Annotated in this window: 12 protein-coding genes and 1 pseudogene; 4 read left to right on the top strand and 9 right to left on the bottom strand. The window is 68.2% G+C overall.

Annotated features, from left to right (window positions below; translation table 11 throughout):
- From ACWELQ_RS22080 to ACWELQ_RS22065, 4 genes are all read right to left on the bottom strand, one after another.
- A partial coding sequence (locus ACWELQ_RS22080) for a DUF6636 domain-containing protein (protein ID WP_452398933.1) occupies positions 1-431 on the bottom strand: 431 nt, incomplete at its 3' end.
- Positions 432-494: 63 nt separating this feature from the next.
- Positions 495-3,386 carry an AfsR/SARP family transcriptional regulator gene (locus ACWELQ_RS22075; RefSeq protein ID WP_452398936.1) on the bottom strand — a complete coding sequence of 964 codons (2,892 nt, stop codon included), beginning with the start codon at positions 3,384-3,386 and terminating at the stop codon, positions 495-497.
- A gap of 40 nt (positions 3,387-3,426) precedes the next feature.
- Positions 3,427-3,861 (bottom strand): nuclear transport factor 2 family protein, encoded by a 435-nt coding sequence (locus tag ACWELQ_RS22070; protein WP_452398935.1) that lies wholly within the window; start codon positions 3,859-3,861, stop codon positions 3,427-3,429.
- Between the two features lie 33 nt (positions 3,862-3,894).
- The gene (locus tag ACWELQ_RS22065; RefSeq protein WP_452398932.1) at positions 3,895-4,032 is read right to left on the bottom strand and encodes a hypothetical protein; all 138 of its coding nucleotides are present in this window, start codon (positions 4,030-4,032) and stop codon (positions 3,895-3,897) included.
- A gap of 158 nt (positions 4,033-4,190) precedes the next feature.
- On the opposite strand from ACWELQ_RS22065, the gene ACWELQ_RS22060 reads away from it, so the two are divergent.
- On the top strand, positions 4,191-4,628 hold the full coding sequence (locus ACWELQ_RS22060) for a hypothetical protein (RefSeq protein ID WP_452398931.1): 438 nt from the start codon (positions 4,191-4,193) through the stop codon (positions 4,626-4,628).
- Between the two features lie 17 nt (positions 4,629-4,645).
- Positions 4,646-5,173, top strand: a complete 528-nt coding sequence (locus tag ACWELQ_RS22055; RefSeq protein ID WP_452398930.1) for an ester cyclase — start codon at positions 4,646-4,648, stop codon at positions 5,171-5,173.
- Positions 5,174-5,200: 27 nt separating this feature from the next.
- Here ACWELQ_RS22055 and ACWELQ_RS22050 read toward each other — a convergent pair whose 3' ends face one another.
- From ACWELQ_RS22050 to ACWELQ_RS22040, 3 genes are all read right to left on the bottom strand, one after another.
- A complete protein-coding gene (locus ACWELQ_RS22050) occupies positions 5,201-6,499 on the bottom strand; it encodes a zinc-dependent metalloprotease family protein (protein WP_452398929.1) in 1,299 nt (432 codons plus the stop codon).
- A 103-nt stretch (positions 6,500-6,602) separates the two neighbouring features.
- Positions 6,603-7,412, bottom strand: coding sequence for an SDR family oxidoreductase (locus ACWELQ_RS22045; protein WP_452398928.1), 810 nt, complete (start codon positions 7,410-7,412; stop codon positions 6,603-6,605).
- A gap of 52 nt (positions 7,413-7,464) precedes the next feature.
- The gene (locus ACWELQ_RS22040) at positions 7,465-9,036 is read right to left on the bottom strand and encodes a succinic semialdehyde dehydrogenase (protein WP_452398927.1); all 1,572 of its coding nucleotides are present in this window, start codon (positions 9,034-9,036) and stop codon (positions 7,465-7,467) included.
- 102 nt (positions 9,037-9,138) lie between these two features.
- On the opposite strand from ACWELQ_RS22040, the gene ACWELQ_RS22035 reads away from it, so the two are divergent.
- Positions 9,139-9,828 (top strand): TetR/AcrR family transcriptional regulator, encoded by a 690-nt coding sequence (locus tag ACWELQ_RS22035; RefSeq protein WP_452398926.1) that lies wholly within the window; start codon positions 9,139-9,141, stop codon positions 9,826-9,828.
- Between the two features lie 61 nt (positions 9,829-9,889).
- On the top strand, positions 9,890-10,252 hold the full coding sequence (locus tag ACWELQ_RS22030; protein WP_452398925.1) for a cupin domain-containing protein: 363 nt from the start codon (positions 9,890-9,892) through the stop codon (positions 10,250-10,252).
- Positions 10,253-10,264: 12 nt separating this feature from the next.
- Here the strand turns inward: ACWELQ_RS22030 and ACWELQ_RS22025 are convergent, their stop codons facing one another.
- Together ACWELQ_RS22025 and ACWELQ_RS22020 are read right to left on the bottom strand one after the other, a co-directional pair.
- Entirely contained in the window at positions 10,265-10,888 is a 624-nt protein-coding gene (locus tag ACWELQ_RS22025) for a TetR/AcrR family transcriptional regulator (RefSeq protein ID WP_452398934.1), read from the bottom strand.
- 18 nt (positions 10,889-10,906) lie between these two features.
- Positions 10,907-12,016, bottom strand: a pseudogene (locus tag ACWELQ_RS22020) (hypothetical protein); the annotation flags it as partial.
- Between the last annotated feature and the right edge of the window lie 96 nt (positions 12,017-12,112).

Below are 12,112 nucleotides of genomic sequence, written 5' to 3'. Positions count from 1 at the left end.
CGGGCGACGTGGAACTTGTGGCCGGTGGCGGTATCCGAGCAGGTGATGCCGTCGGGCATGCTCAGGCAGGTGAGGGTGCCGACCGTGGTGGAGTGGTTGAAGTAGAGGGTGGGTAGGGCGTCGGCGGACAGCGCCGCGCTCGCGCAGGAGAAGGCGGGGGTGCCGCCCTCGGTGAGGGTGAGGGTGTTGCCCCAGCGGCCCTTGTCGCACCAGGCGGGGCGCTGCGGGGAGGTGAAGCTGTGGTCGGCGATGTCGCACACGATGGTGTTGGCGCCGCCGATGGCGGTGGTGAACTGGCAGGTGATATTGCCTGAGGGGGAACGGAATTGGAGTAGTTGGCCGGGTGCGGCGTGGGCGGTGGCGTCGAAGGTGAGGGCCGTGAGGACGGCCGCGCCCGCGACGAGGGCGCGGGTGGTCGTGCGCGATGTCATGAATTCTCCCCGGTCGGTGGTGAGCACCGGGATTCATGGTGGGGCAGTGCGGTTTCGATCCGCTTACAGTCCGGTTGGATCCACGTCGCCCGCCGACGCGGTGAACAGCGCGATCATCTCCGGCCACGACGGCACGGGACCTGCGACGGGTTCGAAGGTCCGTTTCACCCGGTCCGCCAGTTCCGGCCCGGCGAAGCCGACGTAGCGGGCAGGGTCGGTGCCCAGCCTTTCGGCGTGCGCGAGGACCGCGCTGTGCAGCCGATTCGCGTTCTCGTGGTGGCCGAGCCGGGCCAGTGCGAAGGCCCCGGCGAGCAGCGCGGCGAGTTCCTCGGAGAAGTTCGGTTGCTGCCGAAAGAAACCCAGGGCGCGTACCAGCAGCCGCACGGCTCGACGGATGACCTCCGTGCCCGCGTCGGGATCGGCCAGCAGGCACCACGCCAGCAGCAGGTCGGTGATGCCCGCGCCGGAGGTGAATCCGCTGCGCACGCTGATCTCGTGGGCGCGGGTGAGAGTGGTGGCGGCAGCCTCGTGACTGCCGTCCTGGAATTCGACGATGCCCATCCCCCACAGCGCCGCCGCTTGCAGATAAGGCGGCGGGTCACAGCGATCGCAGGCGGCGGCGAAGACCGTCGCGGCCACACGCAACGCGACGCCGTCACCCAAGTCCGCCAGCGCATTACAGCGCCGCAGATGCGCTTCGAGCAGAAGCAGTTCGTGGGCGGGATCGGTGTCATCGAGTAGGGCCATCGCATTATCGGCGTACTCGAGCGCGTCCCCGGCCGCACCGATGTGCGCGGAGGCCAGCGACAGCCCGATGAGGGCGCGGGCCCGATCGGCGGCGGGCGCGGACGGACACGCGGCCAGGGCCGCGCGCAGCAACCCCATCCCTTCGGAAGCCACGCCCGCCGTCACCCACAGGTAGGTCAGCGCACCGACACTCCGAAGTGCTTGCGCTGGAGCGTGTTCCAGGTCATGGGCGATAGCCACACGCAGGTTGGGCAGTTCGAGCGCCAGCGTGCGCATCGCCTCGGGCAGTCGCGGCCCGGCGAACAGCGCCACCTGGTCGGCGATCAGCCCCCGCGCCCAATCGGCATGCGCGGCCATCGATGCAGCGGGATCGGGATCGAGTTCGCGGCAGTGGCGGCGGATCGTCTCGAGCAGCCGGTAGCGGGCGCGCCCGGAGCTGACGTCGGCGGTGAGTACCGAACGATCCACCAGCGCGGCCAGACTCGCGAAGACAGCGGCACCGCCACCGGCATCGCGAACGAATTCGGCGGCGTGCCAATCGAATCCGCCGCCGAAGGGCCACAGTCGCAGCAACAGTGAACGATCGACGTCGGTCAACTGCTCGACACTCCAGCCGATCGCCGCCGTCAGCGACGGGTGCGGTGAGATCGATCCGCGCGGGGTGGCGCCGAGCAGGTCGAGACGCTCCCCCAGGCGCTCGGCCAGATCGGTGAGCCCGATCGAATGTGCCCGCGCCGCAGCCAGTTCGATCGCCAGTGGTAGACCGTCCAAGACTTCGCAGACCGCGAGCGCGGCCTTCCGATCGGCCGGGGTCGGGCGCCAGTCGGCACGGTGCGCGCGGGCCCGGTCGAGAAACAGTTCGACGGCGCCGGACGCCTCGCCGTCGAGGGGCAGCGGCCGCAACGACAGCACCCGTTCGCCTTCGAGGCCGGTCGGTCGGCGACTCGTGGCCAGAATCCGCAACCCTGGACAGCGTGCCAGCAGCGGCAGGACGAAATCCAGGTGCTCCACCAGGTGGTCGCAGTTGTCGAGAATCACGACGGCGCAGCGATCCCCGATCGCCCGCTCCACGGCGACGGTCGGCTCACCGGCGGACTGGGCGACACCGAGGGCCGCCGCGAGAGCAGCGACGACAGCGGCGGGTTCGTGCACCTCGGCCAACCGGACCAGCCAGGTGTCCGGCAAGGCGGCCGTGTGCTCGAGCGCGGGGTCGGCTGAGTACTGGACAGGGTCGGCTGCGTACTCGAGTACGAATCGGGTCTTGCCGACGCCAGGCGGTCCGGTGATCGTCACCAGGCGGGATACGGCGAGCAACTCGGTCAGCAGAGCCGATTCCGCACGGCGGCCGATGAATCGGGTCGAGGGCCGGGGCACCATGGCGGGCACGACCGTCCGGTCCGTCGGTGCGATCGCCGTCACGGAGACGGCGGTCGAGTCCACCGGTGCGATCGCGGTGGGTGCGCGAACCAGCAGCAGGCCCGGATCATGGTGGAGGATGCGGCGTTCCAGTTCCCGCAGCGCGGGCCCCGGCTCGACCCCCAGTTCGTCGACGAACAGCCCGCGCACCCGCCGCAACTCGTCCAAGGCCTGTGCCTGGCGGCCGGTGCGATACAGCCCCAGCGCCAGCAACTCCCAGCGTCGTTCGCGAAACGGTGTCTCGATAACGGCTTCGCTCAACTCGGCGACGGCCCGCGTGGTGTCGCCGACCGCGAGCCGCGCCGCCTGCAGTTCCTCGACCGCCACCTCGCGAAGTTCGGCCAGCCGGATGCGCAGACCGGAAACCTGGAGTGTGTCTTCGAGTTCGGCCCAGGGCTGCCCGCGCCAGCAGTCGCGCGCGGTGGTCAGCTGGTCGGCGGCCGCGGCGGGGTCGCCGTCGGCCAGCAGGCGCAGGCCGGCGCCGACCTGGGCGGCGAACAGCTCGTCGTCGCACGGGGCGGTGAGGCGGTAGCCGCGCGCGGTGCGCTCGATCACCGCGCGCCCTTCGGGGCCGAGCGCCGTGCGCAGTCGGTGCACGACGACCCGCATCATGTTCTTCACCTCGTCGGTGAGTTCCGCGCCCCACACCAGTTCGGCCAGCACGGCATCCTCGACCGCGCCGCCGGAGCCGGTCGCCAGCGCGGCCAGCATTCGGCGCGGCACCGGACCGCCCAGCTCGCGGGCGACCCCGTCGACCTCCACCTCGATCGGTCCGAGTACCCGGCACACCATCACGACGCCACGGTAACCGACCCGGCCGCGACCGTCGTGGTCAGTCGTCGCAGGTCCGGGCGAGGGCGGCGAGCAGGGCGGGGGCATCCAGCAGCGTGGTGTAGCGGGTGATCCTCCCATGCCGCACGGTCACGATGTCGATCTGGCTGCTGCACACCGGGACACCGGTCGCGCGGATCGTCCCGGCGAGGGTGCCCACCTGCACGATCCGGCCCCCGGCATCGAACAGGTGCGCCGTCTCCAACCGGGCATCCAGACAGCTGAGCCGCCGCAGATGGAACTCGAAGAAACCGTCCGGGCCGTAATAGCTGCCGCCCCAAGGCAATCGGACCGGCAGCCGCATCATGAAATCCGATGCGAGCACGGGCCGGACGCGGTCCAGTGCCCCCACGGCGAGATCGGCATACCAGTCCTCCACGAGGCGCAGCTCGTCGGCGGGCGGGGCGTCACGATCCGGGTCGGGCCCAAGCCACATCACAGGCCGCGCCTCATCACAGACAGCGCCTCGTCACAGGCAGCGCGAGGTGTGCCAGTCCATGACATCGCCCCAGGCTTGGAAGACCGGGTCGGTGCGCATCAGCAGATCGCTGGGAGCGCCGACCAGGACGGAGGTTTCCGCGTACCCCTCGAGCGCGGTCTTCGACATGGTGAAACTCCTTCGATCGGCGAATTGCGATGCGGAGACACCTTGGCCGCGTGATGTTTCAGCCGCCTTACAGCCCGATCCGCTGTAAGGCCGCTGTAATGCCCGCGCCGCACCGTATAGGCACATCGAACCCGCGAACCGACCACCCAGGAGAACCCTTGTACCGGACCAGTGGCGCCTGCCTCGCCCTGCTCGCCGCCACCGTCGTGCTCAGTGCCTGCGGCAGCAGCACGACGCCCGCCGCACAGGGCACGACCTCCGTACCCGCCGCCGGCGCTCCCGCCGCCACCAGCGCCGCACCGACTTCCACTGTCGCGCAGGCAGGTTCGGGCGGTGACGCGTGCACCGAGGTGCAGTACGAGATCGACCTCTCGCACCAGTTGCAGCAGGGTCAGGAGCCCGCCGACCCGCAGGCGGCGATCGCGCGAATGCGCGACTACACCTACTCGGCGCCCCACGAGATCCTCGTCAATTACACGCAGGTCGAGACTTTGATCTATGGACATCTCGAGCACCGTGGGCAGGACCAGATCCACAGCGACGCCATGACCGCCCTCCTCGACAAACTCACCCAGTGGAAGAGCGCCCACTGCTGACCGGAAGGCATGCCGGCATGACCCACACGCACTCGGGCACAAGGGAAGTCGCCATCCGGTGCATCCGGATGATGGGCGATGGCACGCGCGAGGAATTCGACGCGCTCATCCACCCGGACGCAGTCAATCGGGAAGGCAAGGCCGAGCCCGCCGCGGCACGCACCCGCGGCCCGGCAGCCTATTGGACCAGCGCCCTGTGGCTGCGCGACGCTTTCTCGGAGCTGAACTGGGAGATCCACGAAATCGTCGCCGCCGGGGACCTCGTGGTCCTGCACACCACCATGTACGGCCGCCAGACCGGCCCGTTCGTCGTCTACGACGAGAACGCCCGGCCCGCACAGGCATTCGCGCCGACCGGAAGAACCTTCGCCGTCACCCAAACCCATTGGTGCCGCATCGTGGACGGCCGGTTGGTCGAGCACTGGGCCAATCGCGACGATCTCGGCCAGGCCACCCAATTGGGTTGGGTGCCGCCGACCCCGCCCTTCCTCGTACGGTCGCAGCTGGCCTTGCGCCGTGCCCGCCGGGCGGCCACGTCTTCGTGAGCCGCGCCGATCACCATCGCTACGAGCCTATTTCGGTTTCCGATGCTCGGCGATCTCCGTCGCGGTGGTGCTGTCGAGTTCCAGCGGCCCTGGCGTGACCTGGCCCTGGTACTTGATCGCCGACCCGATCTGACCACCGTTGTAGATCAGCGCGGCCCAGTCGTTCTGCGTGCTCAGCACATTCAAGGCGGTGTCATCGTTGATCGACACGGCGACCGGTCTCGGCCCGATGGTGAGATCGCAGTTCCAGTCGATCGGCCTGTCCGCGGACTGTTGCGGGGTCACTGCCCACTGATTCCAGTTCTGGCAGTAGTACGTGGTGCGCCATCCGGCCGCGTTCGGCCCCAGGCCCTTCGACTCGTCGAGCTGATTCTCATCGAGGCTGGGCAGGCTCAGCGCGGAGTAGCCGAAGTAGGCGGTGCCGTCGGCCCTGGGGACGCCGACGGTCTGGAACGAATAGTTCAGGATGCTCAGGTAATTCGGCTTGAAGTTGATGTCGTCGTTGCCACCGTGATGCAGGCCGAGGTTGTGCCCCAGTTCGTGGATGAAGGTGCCGACCAGGGTGTCATCGGAGGGATGCTCACCCCACCCGCACGGCGCGGTCGACCGGAACGCGACGAGGAAGGTGTCGCCCGGCAACTGCGGCGAGTTACCGCTGGAACAGCCACCGTCGTAGCCGTAGGCCCACACCATGTAGTGGAAGACATGCTCGCGCTCCGGCGCGAAGTACTGAGCCTTCAACTGCTGCAATCCGGCGAGCATGGGGTTGAGATCATCGGTCACGGGCACCGGATTGCCGCCGCCGAGATCGTATTTGCCGTAGTGCGGCGCCGGATTCGCCGGTGGCGGATTGGCGCTCGTACCCGAGCCCGAGGCCGAACCCGACGGCAACACGTCCGCCGATCCCCCGGAACCGGACGCCGATCCGGAGTCCATGAGCGTCTGCCGTGGCGGCGGAATCGGCGCGCCGCGTGTACCGAGGTCCAGATGGATGGCGATGCCGGTCTTGTTGTCCGGGTTGGTGACCGGACTGCTCGCGAACACCTGCGTGATGCGATCCAGCACCGCGTCGGAGGGTTCCCGGCCCGCCATGTAGTCCATCTCGACGAAGATGTCCTTGTGGTTCGGGTCCGCGCCCATACCGGGCAGGTCGAGGTCGACGATGCCGTCGTCGTTCGTGTCGAGCCCGTACTTCTCCCAGTTGTCGGGCAACCCGTCGCCGTCGGTGTCCACGGTGTCGCGCAGCGTGCCGATCGGCGCGCAATGCGCCGCGGGCGCATGGCACACCACCAGGGCCACGGCGGCGGCGAGGGTTCCGACGAGCACGCGAGTCCTCATTGCTCGCCGAGACTAGAGGCTGCAACGCCCCGACCTGCGACGACACTCCGGCACCGCGTGCGCGGCACCGGAGCCGCCCGATCGAACCCGCCTACTTGCGGCCGGTGAACTCGTCCATCGAGTGGTAGACGCCGACCGTGTTGAGGTAGAAGTCGCGCAGCTTCAGCGGCAGCAGCCCGGAGATCGCGCGGTTGAGCCGCGAGGTCCAAGGCAGGACCACCAGCGCGGAGCCCTTCTTCATCTCATCCCAGGAGGTGTCGACGACCTCCTCCTGCTCCAGGATCGGGGTGAACCAGAAACCCTTGGCGCCGTCGAACATCCCGGTATTGATGTAGGTCGGGCACACGGTGGTGAACTTGACGTGCTCGTTGCCGGACTGCTCGAGTTCCAGGCGCACCGAATCCGACCAGCCCAGCGCCGCCCACTTGGAGGCCGCGTAGACGCTCATGCGCGGGTTGGCCACCAGACCGGCGGAGGAGGCGATGTTCAGCACCCGGCCCTCACCGGAGGTGTTGGCCACCATGGCGGGCAGGAACTCGAGGGTGATGTACATGGGGGCAAGCGAATTGATCGCCATCGTCTTGTCGATGTCGGCGCGGTTGTCGGTCTCCCAGAAGTAGCCGTTGCCGCGCACGATGCCCGCATTGTTGACCAGCACGTCGATATCGCCGACCTCGCCGCGCACCGCGGCCGCCGTCTCGGCGATGGCGTCGCGGTCGGAGACGTCCACCACGTAGTGGTGAATCCGGCTGCCGCCCTGCGCCGCCAGCTCGGCCGCGGTCTCCTTGAGGGTGGCCTCGTTGATGTCCCACAGCACCACGTCGGCCGCGCCCTCGGTGACCGCCCGCTGCGCGAAGGACTTGCCCAGGCCCATGGCGGCGCCCGTGACCAGGACCTTCATGCCCGCTACCGTTTTCATACCCCTGCGTACCCCTGTCGTCGGTTCGGCGGAATCACTTCTGCCGCAGTGTCTTCATGACGCCCAGGTAGAGCGTCATGGTCTTGGCCCACAGCTGTTCGGACATGCCCGGCAGCGGTGCGATGGGCAGCCCCCGCTGCACCGCGATGGTCTGGGTGTCGATGTATTTCAGCAGGCCCTCCGGGCCGTGCCGACGACCGGTGCCCGAAATGCCGAGTCCGCCCGACGGTGCGGCCACCGAACCCCAGGCGGCGATGAAGCCCTCGTTCACGTTCACCGATCCGGCGCGCACACGGGCGGCCACCTCGCGGCCGCGCGCGATGTCGCGGCTCCACACGCTGGCGTTGAGGCCGTAGGCGGTGTCGTTGGCCTGGGCGACGGCCTCGTCGTCGCTGTGCACCCGGTAGAGCGAGACGACCGGTCCGAAGGTTTCCTCGCGGTACACGGTCATGCCCTCGCGCACGCCCTCGAGGACGGTGGGCTCGTAGAAGTAGGGGCCGAGGTCCGGGCGGGCCTTGCCGCCCGCCAGCACGGTCGCGCCCTTGGCGACCGCGTCGTCGACATGCGTGCTGACGGTGTCGATCTGACGCGGGAAGGTCAGCGACCCGATCTCGTACCCGAAGTCGAGGGTCTTGCCGAGGCTCAATTCCTTGGTGTGGCCGACGAATTCGGTGACGAACTGGTCATACACCTTGTCGTGCACGTAGATTCGCTCGATCGACTCGCACAGCTGACCGGCGGAGGCGAAGCAGGCCCGCACCGCGATCTTGGCGGCGGCGGAGACATCCGCGTCCTCGAGCACCAGCAGCGGGTTCTTGCCGCCCAATTCCAGGGAGTAGCCGATCAGCCGCTCCCCCGCCTGCTGGGCGATGGTGCGGCCGGTGGCGCTGGACCCGGTGTAGTCGACATAGTCGGCGCGCGCGATGACCTCGGTGCCGACCACCGCACCGCGACCCAGCACCGCCTGCCACAGGCCCTTGGGCAGGCCCGCGCGCTCGGCGATATCGATGGCCCACAGCAGCGTCAGCGCGGTCTGATTGTCCGGCCGTCCGATGACGGCATTGCCCGCCAGCAGCGCGGGCAGCGCGTCGGAGGCGCCCAGGGCCAGCGGGTAATTCCACGGCGAGATGACCGCGACCACGCCCTTGGGCCGGTTGCGCACCTCGACCTGGGTGAGCACCGGCATGACGCCGCGCGGCTTGCGATGCGCCAGAATCGATTTGCCCTCGGCCGCGTAATAGCGGGTGTTCACCGCGACATCCGACACCTCGTCGAAGGCGTGCACGCGGGACTTGCCGGTCTCGAGCTGGATGATGTCGAGAATCGTGTCCTGCTCGGCCAGCACCAGATCGTGGATGCGCCGCAGCAGCGCCGCGCGCTCGCCGACCGGCACCCGCGCCCACTTCTCCTGTGCGGTGCGCGCGGTCGCGAAGGCGGCCTCGATATCGGCGACCGACGACTGCGGCAGGTCGGCGATCTTGGCGCCGGTGGCGGGCGCGAACACCTCCACCGAGGGCGCGCCGCCCGCGACGGCATGGCCGAGCAGCCGCGCGACCAGGTCGAAATCAAGCGCGTCGGCGGCAGCGAGCTGCGGGGCAGTCGACATTGGTCGCCCTCTCGAGGAGTCGTGTCCGGGGGGATCCCGCTATTTAATGAACATCAGTGTTACGTGAACACTGGTGTTAGATTAATGGACGTGACGCCCACCATGTCAACCCCAGCGAGCCCCGCGGCCCGTCGTGGCCGCCCGCCGCAGACGGAGCAGCAGGCCGATCAGGTGCGCGCCCGCATCGTGCTCGCGACCGCCGAGGTGTTCGCCGAACAGGGTTCACGCGGATTGAACGTCGCCCGCATCATCGAGAAGGCCGGGCTCGCGCGCCCCACCTTCTACCGCTATTTCGCCAATGCCACCGAGCCGCTGCACGCCCTGCTGACCATCTCCAACGAGGATCTCGTCGGCGGCATCCGCGCGGCCCTGGATCGCACCGAGCAGCCGGTGGAGCTGGGCATCAACATGATCGAGGCCTACCTGCACTGGGCCGGTGGCCACGGCCAGATGCTGGCTCCCCTCTTCGCCGAACTCCACGACCCCGGTTCCCCGGTCTCCGCCTACCGCGAGCAGGCCATCGAGGACATCCGAATCCTGGTGCGCGCCAAGATCGCCGACCTGGGCCGCCCGGTCCCCACCGATCTGGACCTCGACACCGCCCTGCAGACTTGCGAATTCGTCGTCTACCGCATCTCGGCCGCCGCCCCGCACGGCGAACCCGACTCCGACACCATCGACGCCGCCCGCCTCACCATGGTCCGCGGCGTGCTGGCCATGCTCGGCATCCGCGAGGACATCGAATACGCCCTCACCATCCCCGGCCTGTTCGAACCGGCCGACGAGGACTGATCCCGTCGCTAACCACATAAACCGGTTAGCGATATACGATTCTCGGGGCTAGGCTCGGCCGATGTCGGAAACCACTCCACCCCAGTCCTTCTCGACCGTCACCCGCACCATCGTCCTCGACGTGCCGGTCACCCCCGCCAAACTCACCGACCGCATCCAAACCCGCCGCATCACCATGCCCGCGGGTACTGCGGCCGGACTCCACACCCATAACGGTCCCGTGGTGGGCAGCATCGTCTCCGGTACGGTGGCCTACCGCATCGACGGTGAACCGCCGATGACTCTCCACCCCGGCGACGCCTTCTTCGAACCCGAGGCCGCTCGCATCGCCCAATTCGACGCCCTCGACGAGGATGTCGTCTTCCTCGGCCACTTCCTGTTGACCTCCGACCAGGAGCCCGCCATCGAATTTCCGGCCGAATAACGATCTCACCCGCTATTCGGCGGGCGGTAGCTCGGCGGTTCGGGTCATGCCGGTGGCGGCGATCATGTTCAGAAGCAAGGGGATTCGGCGGCTTTCCAGTTGCGGGAAAGGGCGGACGGAGCGGAGGATGGCTTCGCCGTCGAACAGGTCGGTGACCATGAAGACCAGCGTGATGAATTCCTCGTCGTCGAACGAGCGGTTCTTTCCGACTGTCTCGGCGGAGATTTCGACGATCTTCATGCCGTATTCGACCAAGGCCGGTTGTAATGCGTCGCGGAGTTGTTCGTCGGTGCGGGCGGCGATCATCAACTCGTACAGCACCGTATTGGTGGCGTTGCCCGCGACCTCGCGGACGACTCGCAATGCCGCTTCGAGATCCGAGTCCTGCGTTGCCAACTCGCGAAAGCGCTCGGTGAAGGTCTGCAACTGACGGCGCAGCGTTTCCCGTGCCGTGGCCGCCATGAAGTCGCCCATGGTGGGAAAGTGCCGGAACAGCGCGCCGTAGGACAGGCCCGCGCGGGCGGCGATCACCTTGACCGACGCTCGGGCATAACCGATGTCGGAGATGGTGGCGATGCTCGCGTCGAGCAGCCGACCGATCGTCGCCTCGCGCCGCTCCTGCTGGGTTCGAGTCACCATCGACACATTAGGACATCATGACCGGCCGCCCGCGCGGAGATACGCGCCGGTCCGCAGCGTCTCACCGTAGCCGGGGGCGAACTTGCCGTGCTCGAACACGATCGTGCCGTTGATGCCGGTCGCGGTGATCGCGTCGTCGTTGCGTCGCACCATCCGGCTCAGTCCACCGAAGAACGACACCTCTTCCTCGTGGTATTCGTCGAGCGCCGCGTCCAGCCGTGCCGGGTTCACGATGACGAAGTCCGCACGATCGCCGAGACGCAGGGTGCCCGCGTCCAGGCCGTACCACTCGCCGAGTTCACCGGTGAGCCGGTGCACGGCACGCTCGAGGGTCAGGAACGGCTTGGGTGCCGCCTGTGCGTCCTTGACGCGCTTCAGCAGTCGGAGCGAGAAGTTGTAGAACGCCATATTGCGCAGGTGCGCGCCGGCGTCGGAGAAACCCATCTGCACAGTGGGATCGGCCGCCAATTTGTCGAGCTGTTTGCGGCGGTGATTGGCAACGGTGGTGGTCCAGCGCACATTTCGTTCGCCGTTGTCCACCAGCACGTCGAGGAACGCGTCGAGCGGATGAATGGCGCGTTCCTCGGCGATCTGCCCGAAGCTCTTTCCGATGAGCGACGCGTCCGGGCATTCGACGATCACCGCGTCGTGGAAATCGCGATGCCACAGTCCGGGCATCCGCCGGTTGTCGAATTGGCGGCGGAACCTGCGGCGATACTCCGGGTCGGCCATCAATTCATTGCGCTGCAACTGATCCCGGATATGCAGAGCCGCGGTGCCCGCCCCGAACTCCTCGAACACCGGCAGATCGATGCCGTCGGAATAGAGTTCGAACGGAACCGGGAGATGCTGCAGTTTCACGGCCGCGCCCGAGAGCGCGTTGCCGATCCGGACGCCGAGCCCCATCACCAGATGCGCCCCCCGCATCGACTTGGCATCCGCGGCGACCAGCAGGCTCGTGCGCACCGGACGACGCAGTCCGAGCAGCCGGCTGGAGCCGAGGAACAGCACCAGCGGGCTGGTCGGTCGCGCGATGTTCGGCGCGCTCTGCAGTACCCGGTCGCGGGATCGCAGCACGGCGGTCAGCCGCAGTCGCTCGCGCCACCGCGCGAAGGTCGACGGCAGAGGCGCGTTCGGCGAATCCGGTGCCGATGCCACCGGAGCGCGACAGCAGGATGTTGGCGGGCTTCACGTCCCGGTGCAGGACGCCGCGCCCGTGCG

It is taken from the genome of Nocardia sp. NPDC004722 (assembly GCF_053601505.1).
Note: the sequence above shows the minus strand (reverse complement) of the source record. Positions and strands in the feature narration are given on the sequence as shown.